The sequence below is a fragment of the Pseudomonas sp. WC1 genome, assembly GCF_050586565.1.
Lineage (GTDB): Bacteria > Pseudomonadota > Gammaproteobacteria > Pseudomonadales > Pseudomonadaceae > Aquipseudomonas.
Window position 1 is genome coordinate 1 of the sequence record NZ_JBOBDQ010000069.1, and the last position, 16412, is coordinate 16412.

The 16412-nt window shown below is 64.1% G+C and carries 16 protein-coding genes; 9 read left to right on the plus strand and 7 right to left on the minus strand.

The window, feature by feature from the left end; all coding sequences use genetic code 11:
* Positions 1–27: 27 nt before the first annotated feature.
* The gene (locus ACQ4OD_RS23485) at positions 28–429 is read right to left on the minus strand and encodes a GFA family protein (RefSeq protein ID WP_430945016.1); all 402 of its coding nucleotides are present in this window, start codon (positions 427–429) and stop codon (positions 28–30) included.
* A 268-nt stretch (positions 430–697) separates the two neighbouring features.
* On the opposite strand from ACQ4OD_RS23485, the gene ACQ4OD_RS23490 reads away from it, so the two are divergent.
* The 9 genes from ACQ4OD_RS23490 (at position 698) to ACQ4OD_RS23530 (ending at position 10900) form a co-directional block, all read left to right on the plus strand.
* Positions 698–2005 (plus strand): CitMHS family transporter, encoded by a 1308-nt coding sequence (locus ACQ4OD_RS23490; protein ID WP_046853643.1) that lies wholly within the window; start codon positions 698–700, stop codon positions 2003–2005.
* Between the two features lie 72 nt (positions 2006–2077).
* On the plus strand, positions 2078–2848 hold the full coding sequence (locus ACQ4OD_RS23495) for a TerC family protein (protein WP_102683031.1): 771 nt from the start codon (positions 2078–2080) through the stop codon (positions 2846–2848).
* Positions 2849–3073: 225 nt separating this feature from the next.
* Complete coding sequence (locus tag ACQ4OD_RS23500; protein WP_102683030.1) at positions 3074–4732, plus strand: Na/Pi cotransporter family protein; 1659 nt, start codon at positions 3074–3076, stop codon at positions 4730–4732.
* Positions 4733–4763: 31 nt separating this feature from the next.
* Positions 4764–6167, plus strand: coding sequence for a M16 family metallopeptidase (locus ACQ4OD_RS23505; RefSeq protein WP_198755875.1), 1404 nt, complete (start codon positions 4764–4766; stop codon positions 6165–6167).
* A gap of 136 nt (positions 6168–6303) precedes the next feature.
* Positions 6304–7314 carry a DUF5924 family protein gene (locus ACQ4OD_RS23510; RefSeq protein ID WP_111531942.1) on the plus strand — a complete coding sequence of 337 codons (1011 nt, stop codon included), beginning with the start codon at positions 6304–6306 and terminating at the stop codon, positions 7312–7314.
* A 117-nt stretch (positions 7315–7431) separates the two neighbouring features.
* Positions 7432–8565, plus strand: a complete 1134-nt coding sequence (locus ACQ4OD_RS23515) for an ABC transporter permease (RefSeq protein WP_139674579.1) — start codon at positions 7432–7434, stop codon at positions 8563–8565.
* Complete coding sequence (locus tag ACQ4OD_RS23520; RefSeq protein WP_430945017.1) at positions 8562–9347, plus strand: ABC transporter ATP-binding protein; 786 nt, start codon at positions 8562–8564, stop codon at positions 9345–9347. The genes ACQ4OD_RS23515 and ACQ4OD_RS23520 overlap by 4 nt, the downstream gene beginning before the upstream one ends.
* A gap of 3 nt (positions 9348–9350) precedes the next feature.
* Complete coding sequence (locus tag ACQ4OD_RS23525; protein ID WP_258599666.1) at positions 9351–10289, plus strand: MlaD family protein; 939 nt, start codon at positions 9351–9353, stop codon at positions 10287–10289.
* The gene (locus ACQ4OD_RS23530) at positions 10286–10900 is read left to right on the plus strand and encodes an ABC-type transport auxiliary lipoprotein family protein (protein WP_139674588.1); all 615 of its coding nucleotides are present in this window, start codon (positions 10286–10288) and stop codon (positions 10898–10900) included. The genes ACQ4OD_RS23525 and ACQ4OD_RS23530 overlap by 4 nt, the downstream gene beginning before the upstream one ends.
* Here the strand turns inward: ACQ4OD_RS23530 and ACQ4OD_RS23535 are convergent.
* From ACQ4OD_RS23535 to ACQ4OD_RS23560, 6 genes are all read right to left on the minus strand, one after another.
* Entirely contained in the window at positions 10882–12111 is a 1230-nt protein-coding gene (locus ACQ4OD_RS23535) for a nucleoside recognition domain-containing protein (RefSeq protein ID WP_110696991.1), read from the minus strand. The two genes, ACQ4OD_RS23530 and ACQ4OD_RS23535, sit on opposite strands and share 19 nt — an antisense overlap.
* A gap of 229 nt (positions 12112–12340) precedes the next feature.
* Entirely contained in the window at positions 12341–13675 is a 1335-nt protein-coding gene (gltP, locus tag ACQ4OD_RS23540) for a glutamate/aspartate:proton symporter GltP (protein WP_023629390.1), read from the minus strand.
* A gap of 729 nt (positions 13676–14404) precedes the next feature.
* Positions 14405–14875: an inhibitor of vertebrate lysozyme family protein gene (locus ACQ4OD_RS23545; protein ID WP_102683025.1), complete on the minus strand. Its 471-nt coding sequence runs from the start codon at positions 14873–14875 to the stop codon at positions 14405–14407.
* 5 nt (positions 14876–14880) lie between these two features.
* On the minus strand, positions 14881–15042 hold the full coding sequence (locus tag ACQ4OD_RS23550) for a DUF1328 domain-containing protein (RefSeq protein ID WP_008092060.1): 162 nt from the start codon (positions 15040–15042) through the stop codon (positions 14881–14883).
* A 39-nt stretch (positions 15043–15081) separates the two neighbouring features.
* A complete protein-coding gene (locus tag ACQ4OD_RS23555; RefSeq protein WP_102683024.1) occupies positions 15082–15369 on the minus strand; it encodes a hypothetical protein in 288 nt (95 codons plus the stop codon).
* 175 nt (positions 15370–15544) lie between these two features.
* Positions 15545–16366 (minus strand): BON domain-containing protein, encoded by an 822-nt coding sequence (locus tag ACQ4OD_RS23560; RefSeq protein WP_430945019.1) that lies wholly within the window; start codon positions 16364–16366, stop codon positions 15545–15547.
* Positions 16367–16412 lie beyond the last annotated feature (46 nt).

Genomic DNA, 16412 nt, shown 5'->3' on the forward strand with positions numbered 1-16412 from the left:
TAGGGCCAGAAGAGGCAGCACAATACCCTACAGGTTTTCCTCGTCTTCCTCCGGCAACCCCTGATCCACCTGCAACCATGGCAACCGGCTCCCCACCCAGATATGCCGATTGGCCGGAACCCGCTCCGGGTGATCCAGCGTCGCCACGGTCACATCGATCGAATCCGGGCTATGGGCCGTCACCAGCGCCACGTGCGCCCCACAACTGCCACAGAAATAACGGCTACAGGTTTCCGGCGCCATGTAGCGCTGCGGTGAGCCCGCCAACCACTGGAAAGCCTCGAAGGGCAGGGTGACCCAGGTCACCAGAGTGCCCCCACTGACCCGCCGGCAGATCGAGCAATGGCAATGGGCGACATCGCTCAGGGCGCCCGACAAGCGATAACGCAGGGCACCGCAATGGCACCCGCCTTCCACGACATCCACCATCGAAATGACCTCCCGTCGCCTTGCACCGGGCGAAAGCTGGCTGAAAGCTTGCCCACATAGGATAGCGCCACCACCGGCAGCAGACCGGTCAGCCAGGGCACCCGGAAACTTCCGCGCCCGGCCCAATCAACAACAACAATGGTGATTCTGATGTTTTCCTGTGCCCGCCTTTTCGCAGTCCCCCTCCGCCTGCTCCTCGCGCAGCGCCTGACGCGCTGATCCGCCCGAATCGTCCTTCCTTTCGCCGCGCCACGCCTGGAGTACCGCCATGCTGACCTTCCTCGGCTTCGCCATGGTCATCACCTTCATGTACCTGATCATGACCAAGCGCCTGTCGGCCTTGATCGCGCTGATCCTGGTACCGATCCTGTTCGCCCTGTTCGGCGGCTTCTACAGCGACATCGGCCCGATGATGCTGCAGGGCATCAGCAAGCTCGCGCCCACTGGCGTGATGCTGATGTTCGCCATTCTCTACTTCGCCTTGATGATCGACTCCGGCCTGTTCGACCCAGCCGTGCGCAAGATCCTCAAGCTGGTCAAGGGCGACCCGCTGAAAGTTTCGGTCGGCACCGCGGTGCTGGCCCTGGTGGTGTCCCTGGACGGTGACGGCGCCACCACCTACATGATCTGCTGCGCCGCCATGCTGCCGATGTACAGCCGCCTGGGGATGAGCCCGCGGATCATGGCCGGCCTGATCATCCTCGCTGGCGGGGTGATGAACATGACCCCATGGGGCGGCCCTACCGCGCGCGCCGCCAGCGCCCTGCACGTGGACCCTTCTGACATCTTCGTGCCGATGATCCCGGCCATGGCCTTCGGTGTACTGGCGATCCTCGCCATCGCCTACTGGTACGGCCTGCGCGAACGTGCCCGCCTCGGTGAACTGCACCTGCCGACCGACGACATCGACCACAGCGAAATCAGCGTGTCGCAGTTCCCGGAAGCCCGCCGGCCCAAGCTGCTGTGGTTCAACGGCGCCCTGACCGCCGCGCTGATGGTCGCGCTGATCGCCGGCGTGCTGCCCCTGCCGGTGCTGTTCATGATCGCCTTCAGCATCGCCATGATCGTCAACTACCCGTGCCTGCAGCAGCAGAAGGACCGCATCGCCGCCCACGCCTCCAGCGTGCTGGCCGTGAGCGGGCTGATCTTCGCCGCTGGCATCTTCACCGGCATCCTGTCGGGGACCGGCATGGTCGATGCCATGTCCAAGAGCCTGCTGGCGGTGATCCCGGAAGCGTTCGGCCCCTACATGGCGGTGATCACCGCACTGGTCAGCATGCCGTTCACCTTCTTCATGTCCAACGACGCCTTCTACTACGGCGTGCTGCCGGTGCTGTCGGAGTTCGCCAGCCACTACGGCGTCACCCCGGTGGAAATGGCCCGCGCGTCGATCGTCGGGCAGCCGGTACACCTGCTCAGCCCACTGGTACCCTCCACCTACCTGCTGGTGGCCCTGGCCGGCATCGAGTTCGGCGACCACCAACGCTTCACCCTCAAGTGGGCAGTGCTGGTGTGCCTGTGCATAATGTTCGGCGCACTGGCACTGGGGACTTTCCCGCTGTTCAGCAGTCTGTAAGACAAGCGCCTCATCCAACCGCAAAGCGCCCGCCATCAGGGCGCTTTGCCTTTACCGCTCGAAGGAATACACATGGAATGGCTGACCAGCCCGGAAATCTGGGTTGCCTTTTTCACCCTCACCGCGCTTGAGATCGTGCTCGGGATCGACAACATCATCATGATCTCGATCCTGGTCAGCCGCATGCCCAAGCACATGCAACCGCGCACGCGGATCTTCGGCCTGGCCCTGGCCATGGTCACGCGGATCATGCTGCTGCTGTCGATCACCTGGGTCATGCGCCTGACCGACGACCTCTTCCATGTGCTGGGCGAGGGTATCTCCGGGCGCGACCTGATCCTGTTCTTCGGCGGCCTGTTCCTCTTGTGGAAAAGCTCCCAGGAGATCTACCACGGCCTGGAAGGCGAGGACGAGAGCGCGGACGAGCCGAAAGGCTCGGGCGGCAAGTTCTTCTACACCATCATCCAGATCGCCATCATCGACATCGTGTTCTCGCTGGACTCGGTGATCACCGCGGTGGGCATGGTCTCCCACGTGCCGGTGATGATCGCCGCGATCATCGTCGCCGTGCTGGTGATGATGCTCTGCGCCGGCACCATCAGCGATTTCATCGACAAGCATCCATCGCTGAAGATGCTCGCACTTTCGTTCCTGATCGTCGTCGGTACGGTGTTGATCGCCGAGTCCTTCGATGTGCATGTGCCCAAGGGCTATGTCTACTTCGCCATGGCTTTCTCGCTGGCGGTGGAGGCGATCAACATCCGCATGCGCACGGCGATGGCACGCAAGAAGGGCAAGGAACACGATCCAGTGAAACTGCGCAAGGACATCCCGGGTCAATAACCCCAGGAAGCGCGGTAGCAAAAGGGCCCTTCGGGGCCTTTTTTGTTGCCGACGATGAGGCCAGAGCATGTTTCAAATACGTTTCACCCATGCCAAGCTGGCGCCAGCCAGGCAAAACAACTAAAGCTTCAGTGAGCACTGGAAAAAACAGCCCACCCCCGGGCCAGGCTCACCGCTGCACCCATTGGCCCCGCCCAGGGGCATAGAAGAAAAGGGGGCCCGACCATGCTGACCCTGCTCAACCTGCTCTCCGCCGTGGCGTTGCTGGTGTGGGGCACCCATATCGTGCGTACCGGCATCCTGCGGGTCTATGGCTCGAACCTGCGCCGCGTGCTCGGCCAGAACATGAACAAGCGTCCGCTGGCCTTCATCGCCGGGATCCTGGTCACCGCCATGGTGCAGAGCAGCAACGCCACCGCCATGCTGGTCACCTCGTTCGTCGGCCAGGGCCTGATGGCCATGACCCCGGCCCTGGCGATCATGCTCGGCGCCGACGTCGGGACCGCACTGATGGCGCGGGTGCTGACCTTCGACCTGTCCTGGCTGTCGCCGCTGCTGATCTTCCTCGGGGTGATCTTCTTCCTCTCGCGCAAGCAGACCCGCGCCGGCCAGCTGGGCCGCGTCGGCATCGGCCTGGGCCTGATCATCCTGGCGTTGCAGCTGATCGTCCACGCCGCCGCGCCGATCACCCACGCCCAAGGGGTGAAGGTGCTGTTCGCCTCGCTCACCGGCGATATCCTCCTCGATGCCCTGATCGGCGCGCTGTTCGCCATGATCTCCTACTCCAGCCTGGCCGCCGTGCTGCTCACCGCCACCCTGGCGGGCGCCGAGGTAATCAGCCTGCCGGTGGCCATCGGCCTGGTGATCGGCGCCAACATCGGCAGCGGCCTGCTCGCCTTCCTTACCACCAGCCTGCAGAACAGCGCCGGGCGCCGGGTGGCGCTGGGCAGCCTGTTGTACAAGGTGATCGGCCTGCTGCTGATCATCCCGGTGCTGCACCCGCTGGTGGCCTGGATGGACAGCCTGAGTTTCAGCCCGCAGGAGCTGGTGATCGGCTTCCACCTGCTCTACAACACCTTGCGCTGCCTGCTGATGCTGCCGACGGTCAAACCCATGGGCCGCCTGTGCGGCTACCTGCTGCCCGAACGCGACAACGGCAATGGCCACCACCAGCCACGCCACCTGGACCCGACCGCGTTGAACACCCCCAGCCTGGCGCTGGTCAACGCCGTGCGCGAGACCCTGCGCCTGGGCGATATCGTCGACAGCCTGCTCGAGGCCATGCTCGGCGCCCTGCGCGGTACCCAGACGGCCTTGCCGCAACAGGTTCGGGCCCTCGGGGAGGATGCCGAGGCACTGTACAACGCCATCAAGCTGTACCTGGCGCAGATGCCCCGTGAAGACCTCGCCGAACAGGAAAACCGGCGCTGGGCAGAGATCATCGAGGTGGCGATCAACCTCAAGCTGGCCAGCGACCTGATCGAGCGCATGCTGCGCAAGGTGCAGCAGCAGAAGACCTCGCAGCGCCGGGAGTTTTCCCAGGTCGGCCTGGAGGAGTTGACCGGCCTGCAGGAGCAATTGCTGGCGAACCTGCGCCTGGGCCTGTCGGTGTTCCTCAGCGCCGACCCGCAGAGCGCGCACCAGTTGCTGCGCGAGAAACGTCGCTTCCGCGCCCAGGAGCGGCGCCTGGCCCACGCCCATGTCAGCCGCCTGCAACGTAAAGTGGTGCAGAGTATCGAGACCAGTTCGCTACACTTGGAGCTCATTGCCGACATGAAGCGTTTGAACTCTTTGTTCTGCAGCAGTGCCTATGTGGTACTGGGCGGCACCGATACCGGCGGGCTGATGCTCGACAGCGTGCCGGACGAAGCCCGCCAGCCTTGAGCCACGACACCCCGGAGACCGAAGCTCGCCTATGCGTTGCCTGTTGTTCGTTTGCCTGCTGATCTGCAGCCTGCCCACGCTCGCCCTCGACCGCTCGCGGGTCGAGGGCTACCTGCTGCCCAACGGCCTGCAGGTGATCCTCAAGTCCGGCTACGAGCGCGATCATGTGTCGATCCGCCTGGTGGTGGGCGTGGGCCTGGACGACTTCGACTGTGACCAGCGCGAGCTGCCGCACCTGCTCGAACACCTGCTGTTCAGCGGTATCGACGAGACGGGCGAGGGCGGCCTGGAGGAGCGCATCCAGGCCCTGGGCGGGGAGTGGAACGCCTTTACCAGCAGCGCCGATACCACCTTCGTCATCGAGGCCCCGGCGCGCAACCAGCGCAAGGTGCTCGACCTGCTGCTGGCGGTGGTCCGCGATACCCACATCGACGCCAAGGCGCTGGCCACCGCGAAAAAGATCATCGAGCGCGAGGACGGTGGCCATTATGGCCGCCTGCAACGCTGGCTCGATCGCCAGGACATCGGCCATCCGGCCAGTGACCAGCTGGCCACCGAGCTGGGCCTGAAATGCCCGGAACGCTCCAACCTCGACGACATGACACTGGAGCAGGTCCAGCAGTTGCGCGAGCACTGGTATGTGGCCAACAACATGTCGCTGATCGTCGTCGGCGGCCTCGACCGCCTGCTGCCGGCCTATCTGGAACGCACCTTCGGCGAGCTGCCGGCGACCGAGCCCGAAGAACGCCGCAACCTCGAAAGTATCAGCCAGCAGGCCGAGCCGCGTCGCGACCTGACCCGCGGCTGGCTGGGCGACAACGTCAAGCTGCACTGGCTGTTCATCGAGCCGACCCTGGAGGAGGGGCACGACCAGACCCTCGAGCTGCTGTCGCGCTACCTGGACTGGGCGCTGTACGACCAGTTGCGCCTGCGCCACGGGCTGTCATACGGGCCATCGGCGCAACGCGAGAGCTTTGGCGACAGCGGGCTGCTCAGCCTGAATGCCGACCTCGAGCGCCAGGACCTCGACAAGGCACTCAAGGTACTCGAGCAGTTGTTCGACCACCTGCGCAAGCATGGCCTGGACCCGGACACCTTCGCCCGCATCAAGGAGGCAGCGATTGCCCGGGAGAGCTGGACCACCCAGGGCAACGCGGCGCTCGCCGACTACTACTGGGGGGCGCTCAACGCCTACGAAGACGGGCGCTTCACCGACCCGGTGCGAGAACTTCGCCAGGTCAGCCTGAAACAGGCCGATGCGGCGCTGCGCGAGCTGCTCAAGGAGCCTGGTTACCTGCGTATCGAGAAGCCGTTGCTGGGCTATGACGAGTTGTATGGGCTGGTGGCGTTGTTGTTGGGGCTGATACTGGCGGTCGGGTTGATCCGTCGCCGTCGGCCACACACCAAGCCCAGCGGTGCTACACGGGCGCCTTGATTCGGCGGTATCCTGTAAGCCGTTCGCTAGCGCTCATCGCGGGGCAAGCCCGCTCCCACGCCGACTCATGCGTGGGAGCAGGCTTGCCCCGCGATGAAGCTGGCACAGCCATCCACCGCTCCCTGTTGCTTGCCCCATGCCCCCACTCCCCAGCTTTATCCTGCGCATCATCGAGCTGCTCAAGCGCTACCCCGGCATCATTGCGCTCTACGGCTTCGTCTCGGGGATCGGCAGCTTCATCCTGGTCGACCGCCAGGCCGGCCTGGCCAGATGGATCGCCATCGCGATGCTGGTCAGCTGGGTCTGGCTGATGCTGGAGAACACCCTCACCGAACTGTTCGCCCGCACCTTCAAGCGCGAGATCCCACAACCGCTGCTGCGCTTCGCGACGCAGATGATTCACCAGGAAAGCCTGTTCTTCGTCCTGCCGTTCTTCTTCATCACCACCACCTGGAACAGCGGCCAGCTGGTGTTCACCGGCCTGCTCGGTGCCGCGGGGCTGATCTCGATCATCGACCCGCTGTACCACAAGTGGCTGGCGCCGCGGCGCTGGCTGTTCCTGGCGCTGCATACCCTGACGCTGTTCGCGGCCATGCTCACGGCGCTGCCGATCATCCTTCACCTGACCACCGCGCAGAGCTTCAAGCTTGCGCTGATCGCCGCCATGGCGCTGTCGTTCCCAAGCCTGGCCAGCAGCTTCCCGATCAACAACTGGCGCCGTGGCGTAGCGCTGGTGCTGGTGACCCTGGCGGTGGGCGGCGGCGGCTGGCTGCTGCGCTCCTGGGTGCCGCCGGCCACGCTGTGGATGACCGACGTGGCGATCAGCACCGAGGTGCTCAACCGCCAGCCAGGCGCGTCGCTGGAGGAAGTAGCAGCCAGCCGCATCCGCAGTGGCGGGCTGTATGCCTACACCGCCATCAACGCGCCGCGCGGCCTGAACGAGCGCATCTACCATGTGTGGCAGCTTGACGGCAAAGAGGTCGACCGCATCGCCCTGGACATCCACGGCGGGCGCAAGGAGGGCTACCGCGCCTGGACCCACAAGCAGAACTTCCCACCGAATCCCGTGGGCAAGTGGCAGGTGAGGGTGCTGACCGAGGACGGGCAGGTGATCGGGGTGTTGCGGTTCAGGGTGGTCGAATCCTGACAAGATCGCCGGGCAAGTCGCATCGGCGCACCGCCGCTCCCACGCCATGATTCTGGTGGGAGCGGGCCTGCCCCGTGATGGGCTATGATCTGAGTCGCCGATTCACCAGTCAGATGCATGGAGCCTATGACCGCCCCGAGCGCTACCCTGGACACCGAGCAGCAGCCCACCCGCCTGCGCATCGTCGGCGACTGGACCCTGGCCCACTACGCCGAGCTCAAGCGCGAATGCGAGCGCCTGGGCAGCCAGTACGGCGATGACACCCAGGTCGACCTCAGCCAGCTGGGCCGCCTGGACACCGCCGGTGCCTCGCTGCTGGCCGAACTGCTGGGCTCCGAACGCCTGTCGCGCTGCAGCGACGAACTCCCCGACGCCAGCCGGGCCTTGCTGAAGAACGTCTATTGCTCGGTGCAAGACTACTGCATCCCGGTCAAGGAACCGGAGCAGCCAGTGCTGCTGCTCCTGCTGGCGCGCATCGGCCGCGCCGTCCACCAGCTGTGGCAGGACACCACCCAGGTGCTGGGTTTCATCGGCCTGATCCTGCAGACCTTGTTCCTGCGCCTGTTCCAGCCGCATCGCTGGCGAGTCACCCCGGTGGTCGCGCACCTCGAGCAGACCGGCCTGGACGCCGCGCCCATCGTCGCCTTGCTGACCTTTCTGGTCGGCGCCGTTGTGGCCTTCCTGGGCGCCACGGTGCTGGCCGACTTCGGTGCGACGATCTTCACCGTCGACCTGGTGGCGTTCTCCTTCCTGCGCGAGTTCGCCGTGCTGCTGACCGCCATCCTCATGGCCGGGCGCACCGCCAGCGCGTTCACCGCGCAGATCGGCTCGATGAAGGCCAACGAGGAGATCGACGCCATCCGCACCCTGGGCCTGAACCCCATCGAGCTGCTGGTTGTGCCCCGGGTGCTTGCACTGTTGATCGCATTGCCATTGCTGACCTTCGTCGCGATGCTCTGCGGCATGATCGGTGGCGCGGTGGTCTGCGCCCTGACCCTGGACATCTCGCCTGCCATGTTCCTCTCGCTGCTGCAGAGCGACATCGGCGTGCAGCATTTCCTCGTGGGCATGGCAAAGGCGCCATTCTTTGCCTTCCTGATCGCCGCCATCGGCTGCCTGGAGGGCTTCAAGGTCAGCGGCAGCGCCGAGTCGGTGGGCGCCCACACCACCTCCGCCGTGGTGCAATCGATCTTCGTGGTCATCGTGCTGGACGCGGTGGCCGCGCTGTTCTTCATGGAGATGGGCTGGTGACTGAAGCGGTGATCGAAGCCCGGGGCCTGTGCAACCGCTTCGGCAGCCAGAGCGTGCACGAGAACCTCGACCTGGACCTGTACCGCGGTGAGATCCTCGCCGTGGTCGGCGGTTCGGGCAGCGGCAAGTCGGTGCTGCTGCGCAGCATCGTCGGCCTGCGCCGGCCCAATGAAGGCACGGTCAAGGTGTTCGGCCAGAACCTGGCCACGCTCGACGAAAACCAGCGTTCGCTGGTCGAACGCCGCTTCGGCGTGCTGTTCCAGAAGGGCGCGCTGTTCTCCTCCCTGACCGTTACCGAGAACGTCGCCCTGCCGCTGATCGAGCATGCCGGGCTGTCGCGGGCCGACGCCGAGCACCTGGCCGGGGTCAAGCTGGCGTTGGCCGGGCTACCGATCAGCGCCGCCGACAAGTACCCGGCCTCGCTGTCCGGCGGCATGATCAAGCGCGCCGCCCTGGCCCGCGCCCTGGCCCTGGACCCGGACATCCTGTTCCTCGACGAGCCCACCGCCGGCCTCGACCCGATCGGCGCCGCCGCCTTCGACCAGTTGATCCTCACCCTGCGCGACGCCCTGGGCTTGTCGGTGTTCCTCATCACCCACGACCTGGACACGCTCTACACCATTACCGACCGGGTGGCGGTGCTGTCGCAGAAGAAGGTGCTGGTAGCCGGGCCCCTGGCCGAGGTCGAGCAGACCGTTGATCCCTGGATTCACGAATATTTTCACGGCCCGCGTGGCCGGGCGGCCGAAAACGCCGCCCTGCGCGCCCGCCAGGAGCGCTGAACGATGGAAACCCGAGCTCATCATGTCCTGATCGGCCTGGTCACCGTGCTGGTGGTGGCGGGCGCCATGCTGTTCGGCCTGTGGCTGACCAAGTCCAGTGTCGACGACGCTTTCAAGGACTACGAAGTGGTGTTCAACGAGGCGGTCTCGGGCCTGTCCCGCGGCAGCCCGGTGCAGTACAACGGCATCAAGGTCGGTGATGTCAGCAGCCTGCGCCTGGACCCGAAGGACCCGCGCCGGGTCCTGGCTCGCGTGCGCCTCAGCGGCGACACGCCGGTCAAGGAGGACACCCAGGCCAAGCTGACCCTGGCGGGGGTGACCGGCAACTCGTTCATCCAGCTCAGCGGCGGCACGCCGCAAAGCCCGGAACTCAAGGGCAAGGACGGCAAGCTGCCGGTAATCGTCGCCTCGCCATCGCCAATCTCGCGCCTGCTCAACGACAGCAGCGACCTGGTGACCAACATCAACCTGCTGCTGCACAACGCCAACCAGATGTTCTCTTCGAGCAATATCGAGCGCCTCAGCAATACCTTGGCCAACCTCGAGCAGACCACCGGCGCCTTCGCCAACCAGAAGGGCGGGATTTCCGAGGCCATCGAACAGCTGGCTCAGGTCGGCAAGCAGGCCAATGCCACCCTGGCCGAGACCCAGGCCCTGATGCGCAACGCCAATGGCCTGCTCGGCACCCAGGGCAAGCAGGCCATCGGCAGCGCCGAGCAGGCCATGCAGTCGCTGGCCGAAAGCACGGCGACCATCAACAGCCTGCTGCAGGACAACCGCCAGTCCCTGGACGACAGCGCCCAGGGCCTGAACCAGATCGCCCCGGCAATCCGCGAACTGCGCGAGACCCTCAACTCGCTCAAGGGCATCTCCCGGCGCCTGGAAGCCGACCCCAGCGGCTACCTGCTGGGCCGCGACAACAACAAGGAGTTCCAGCCATGAAGCTGTCGCTGCGCCGGGCCGCACTCGTTTCCACCCTGAGCCTGGCTACGGCCTGCTCGATCCTGCCGCAGTCAGAGCCTGTGGATATCTATCGCCTGCCGGTGAGCCAGACCGCCCGCAGTGCCGCGCCGCTGGACTGGTCGCTGCGCCTGAACAAGCCACTGGCCAGCGAAGCCCTGGCCGGACCGCGTATCGCGGTCATTCCCCAGGGGGATGTGATCAGCAGCTACAAGGGCGCCCGCTGGAGCGATCCGACGCCGATGCTGGTGCGCAATCGCCTGCTCGACGGCTTCCAGCGCGATGGCCGAGTGCAGCGACTGAGCGCCGACGATAGTAACCTGCAGGCGGACTACGAGCTGGGTGGCGAACTGCAAGCGTTCCAGAGCGAGTACCGCCCGGGCGGGGCAGTGGAGGTGGTGATCCGCTACGATGCACGGCTGGTGCAGGGCCGCAGCCAGCGCATTCTCGCAAGTAAACGCTTCGAGGTACGCCAGCCGCTAGGCAGCCAGCAAGTGCCGGCAGTGGTCGCCGGCTTCGGTACGGCCAGCGACCAGCTGGCGCGCCAGGTGATCGACTGGACTGTCAGCCAGGCTCAGGCGAAGAACCAGTAGCAGACGAAGATCGCCGCGATCACCCCGGACAACTCGGCCAGCAGCGCGCAACCCACCGCGTGGCGCACGCGCTGGATACCCACCGCGCCAAAGTACACCGCCAGCACGTAGAAGGTGGTTTCGGTGCTGCCCTGAACGGTCGCCGCCACCAGCGCCGGGAAGCTGTCCACGCCCTGAGTCTGCATGGTCTCGATCAGCATCGCCCGCGCCGCACTGCCGGAGAACGGCTTGACCAGCGCCGTGGGCAGGCCCTCGACGAAGCGCGTATCCAGGCCCATCCAGGTCACCGCGTGGCGAATGCCGTCCAGGGCCAGCTCCAGGGCGCCCGAAGCGCGCAGCACGCCCACGGCCACCAGCATCGCCACCAGGTAGGGCAACAGCCCCTTGGCCACGTCGAAACCCTCCTTGGCACCCTCGACAAAAGCCTCGTACACCTGCACCCGGCGCAACGCGCCGATCACCAGGAACAGGATGATCACGCCGAACAGCGTCAGGTTGCCCAGGATCGAGGACAGGCTGGCCAGCGCGGCCGCTGACAACGTGCCAAGGAAGGCCATGAAGCCACCCAGCAATAGCGCGCCGGGGATCAGGTAGGCAAGCACCACCGGGTCCCACAGGCGCAGGCGCTGCATCACCGCCACCGACAGCAGGCCGACCAGGGTCGAGCAACTGGTGGCCAGCAGGATCGGCAGGAACACCATGGTCGGGTCAGGCGCGCCTTGCTGGGCGCGGTACATGAAGATGGTCACCGGCAGCAGGGTCAGTGACGAGGCATTGAGTACCAGGAACAGGATCTGCGCGTTGCTCGCCGTGGTGCTGCTGGGGTTGAGCTCCTGCAGCGAACGCATGGCCTTCAGGCCGATGGGCGTGGCGGCGTTGTCCAAGCCCAGGCCGTTGGCGGCGAAGTTCATGGTGATCAGGCCCAAGGCGGGGTGACCCGGCGGCACCTCCGGCATCAGCCGGGCGAACAACGGCCCGAGGACCTTGGCCAGCCATTCGACGATACCGGCCTTCTCGGCGATCTTGAGAAAACCCAGCCACAGGGTCAGGGTGCCGAACAGCAGGACCATCACCTCTACCGAGAGCTTGGCCATGGCGAAGATGCTCTCGACCATCGCGGCGAAGATGCCGGCATTGCCGCCCACCAGCCATTGGCCCAGGGCACTGATGGCCGCAATCAGGAAAAAGCCGAGCCAGAGGCCGTTGAGCATCCGTGTGTTCCCCCGTGAAAAATGCCCGAATGATAGCGCAATCAACGTACGCGCTGTTGGGGGCGCTTCGCACCCCATCGCCGGCAAGCCGGCTCCCACAGGGATTTGCGATACCCGTATGAGAGCCGGCTTGCCGGCGATGGGGCCAGTGTGGGTAACACGGCCGCGGTCAACTTTCAGACCGCAAAAAGCCCCGACTTTGTCGGGGCTCTTCGTTCAGCTCAGCGGCTTACTGGTTGACGGTCTTGCCCGCCACCACGGCCTCTTTCTTGCCTTTTTCCAGCACCAGCGACTTGTAGTACGCCTCGCCTTTCTCGGCGTCGTACATACCCTGCCACTTGGCGATGACCACTGCGGCCAGGGCGTTGCCGACCACGTTCAGCGCGGTACGGGCCATGTCCATGATGCGGTCGACACCGGCGATGAAGGCCAGGCCTTCCAGCGGGATGCCCACGCTGCCCAGGGTGGCCAGCAGCACCACGAACGATACGCCCGGCACGCCGGCGATACCCTTGGAGGTGACCATCAGGGTCAGCACCAGCAGCAGCTGCTGGCTCCAGGACAGGTCGATGCCGTACAGCTGGGCGATGAAGATCGCCGCAATGCTCTGGTACAGGGTCGAACCGTCGAGGTTGAACGAGTAGCCGGTCGGGACCACGAACGAGCAGATCGACTTCGGCGCACCGTACTTCTCCATCTTCTCGATCACGCGCGGCAGCACGGTCTCGGAGCTGGAGGTGGAGTAGGCGAGGATCAGCTCATCTTTCATGATGCGCATGATCTTGATCACCGAGAAGCCGAACAGGCGAGCTACCAGGCCCAGCACCATGAAGGCGAAGAAGGCGATGGCGAAGTACACCAGCAGCACCAGCTTGGCCAGCGGCAGCAGCGAGCTGAAGCCGAAGTTGGCGACAGTCACGGCGATCAGGGCGAACACACCGATCGGCGCGTAGTTCATGATCATGTGGGTGACCTTGAACATGGTCTCCGACACGCCCTGGAAGGTACGCACCAGCGGCTCGCGCAGGTCGGCGTTCAGGCTCGACAAGCCCATGCCGAACATCACCGAGAAGAAGATGATCGGCAGCATCTCGCCACGCATCAACGCCGCGAAGATATTCGACGGGATCAGGTTGAGCAGGGTCTCGATGAACGCGTGCTCATGCTGCACCTCGGCCGCGGTGGCCTGGTACTTGGAGATGTCGACGGTGCCCAGGGTGCTCATGTCGATGCCGGCGCCTGGGTGGAACACGTTGGCCAGCACCAGGCCGACGACGATGGCGATGGTGGTCACCACCTCGAAGTAGATGATGGTCTTCAGGCCGATACTGCCCAGTTTCTTCGCGTCGCCTACCCCGGCGATGCCCACGATCAGCGACGAAATCACGATCGGGACGACGATCATCTTGATCAGGCGAATGAAGATATCGCCGGCCGGCTGGAGGACGTTGCTGATCCACCATGCCTTTTCTGCACTGAAATGATTCAGTAGCGCGCCGACTGCAACGCCCAGCAACAGACCGATGACGATCTGCCAGGCGAGGCTCAGTTTTGCCTTCTTCATGTCATTACCCTTTGTTGTAGTGGTCACGGGCACCTGACGGAAAGTCGCGTTCCAGAGCGCTTGAAAGCTTCTGGGCGGCTGCATGTTCCGTTCCGGGCCCCTCTGTAAGGACACCGCGAGCGAGTATTTCTGGCGCTCGGGCCAAGGAAAAAGGCGGCAACTATTGCGACGTGGGCAGGGGCAGTCTAATGCCGGAAACGACTACCCCATACCGAATCGGCATGAGACCAGAAGCCGAAATCGAGCATCGCCAAAGCCTTGATTTTCAACGTTCGGATTTCCGAACAAGGCCAATGCGCCATTTTTCGGCAGATTTGCAGGTATGGAAGATGGGGGTTTGATGGCGTGTTCGACAATCCGAATGGCTGAAATGCCACACAGGCTGACCTGTCGGACAACTAAAAAAATTTCGATATACGGTAGCGACAAAATGTGTCTGAACTAAAAAGTCGCTCGTATGGATAGATAAATTCCTACAGGCGCTTCGGAAGCCAGATCGGTCACGTCCTGCTATGCCGACCCGATCGACCTGCAACTTCCGATGCCACCCTCTCCTGACCCGGCCCATGATGGAGGCACTCCCTGTACCCCTAGGCTACTCCGACCCTGCAACAGTCAGAACGGCCCGGCCCCCTGGTCATGCGCCGTCCCTCCTCGGGGCGGCGCATCATAGAAGCCTGAAAGATAAAAAGGTTCAGCTTCTATAGCGTTACAGTGCGCGACCGCTGGTCAGTACCAGTTCGGGTCACGCTTGAGCTGCTCCTGCAGCAAAGCTTTCATGCCTTCGTCCGGCTTGCCCAACCAGCGGTAGTCCGCATGGCGGGTCGGCGACTTGTCCGCTGGCAAGCCCTCTGGCACTTCCACAAGCATGCCGTAGGCTTCGTCCTTGTCCCAGCTGAAGGCAACGACCAGGCGCTTGTAGGTGCAATTGCCCTCGGATTCGCAGAGCGGACCAACCAGATACTGGTCGCCGTCCTCGGTCACCGCCGACATCTGCTGCGCCGAGCTGCCGCTGAGGTTGATCACCCATTCGGGCAAGCGCTCTTCTTTCTTTATCGTGTTCTGCCAGGTCTTCTGGTATTCGGGGTCCGAGCCAAGCAACTGGTTGACCCGGACCTGGCCGTCATTAGCGGCCAGCGCCGACGCACCACTGCCTAGCAGCAGTGCGACGGCCAAGGCTTTCGGGAGCATCCTGCTCATGGTCGTCAACCTCTACCGCGGCCGAAGAAGAAGGAGGCTACGAACAGCACCAGGAAGACGATGAACAGGATCTTCGCGATACCAGTCGCAGCACCGGCGATACCACCAAAGCCCAGGACTGCGGCAATAATGGCGATGATCAGGAAGGTGATAGCCCAACTCAGCATGATGTTTCTCCTTTTCTTGTACGAAATCGGTCAGAAGTATCAGAACACCCAACGTTCCTGAGGCTCGACGCGGTCGAGAACGGCAGGGGCAGTATCGGCGCTGGGCAGTGGCTGGGTGGCCTTGACCAAGGTGCTGGCGTGGGGCGTCGCCCGCAGCTGCGTCAACAGCGCAGTTTGCGCCGCCACTTGCTCGGCCAGCCGGGCGGTCTGCCAGCTGTGATGGAACAGGCCGACCGCCAAGGTCAGCAGCAGGGCCATGCCGAGGAACAGCAGCTGCTGCAGGGGTACTACAGCGCTCTGCGTGCGGTTGACGTTGGGGCGATTCATGCCGGCTCCTCCTGCAGTACTTGTTATCCGTTCTTGGGAAGATCAGTGCAGCCTGCATGCCAGCCATAAAACTCTAAGAAAATCCTTTTAAATCAAATAGTTAATGAATACGCACATAACCGGGAAGGACGTATCCTGCACGATGCCCCTGCAAGGGCTCGTGCGATTTGCACGATCAGCCCTCTACCTTGGTGGCGATCTTCAATAGATCGGCGTCCACCCCGCGCACCCCGACGATCTGCCTCGCGACGTCCACGGCAATGGCCTTCTGCTCGCTGCTGACCACCTCGCCCGATAACCTCACCAACCCCTCTTCACTGGCTACCTTGATGTTCAGCCCGTCCAGGTTACGGCTGAAGCGGTAGCTGGCCTGGATCTTGTCGACGATCCAGCTGTCGCTGGGCTGCGGACCGGTTGGGGCATCGACAGGTTTTTCCCTGGCCTTGGCCAGGGCCGTGCTGTCCAGGCTGACCAGGTTGTTGACTAGGTGCACCCCATCGGTGGTACGCGCCAGAACCCCGGCAAGTTCCTTGGCCTCGGGGCTGTCCACCTTGCCGCGCAGGGTCACCACGCCTTCACGGCTTTCCACCTCGATAGGGGCCTTTTCGGTAATCCGGCTCCACAGCAGCCGTGCGCGCACCACCGCACCGAGGGTGGCGTCCTCCAGGCGCTGTGCGTAGGCACGCAGTTCCAAGGGCTTGTCCACCAGCCCCGGGTCGATCCGCAACTGGTTGTCCACCTGCTCGATCCCGCGCGTGGCCAGGGCCACCTGTTCGGCCAGCATGCGTTCCACCGGGTTTTCCACTTCGCCCGAAAGCCGAGCCCGCCGGCCATCGACTTCTACCTTTATAGGGAAGGCATTGAGCATGGTGTTAAGGGACAGGGCCGTCTGCAGGGCACCTTCAAGTCGCGCTTCCTGCACCGGGTCGGCCTGGGCCTGGCCGACGATCGACAACACACAAGCCGCCAGAACGGCCATTCGAGGGTTAACGGACATCACAGAACCTCCTTTCGCATCACTCAACCCAGGACTCTCGCAACCC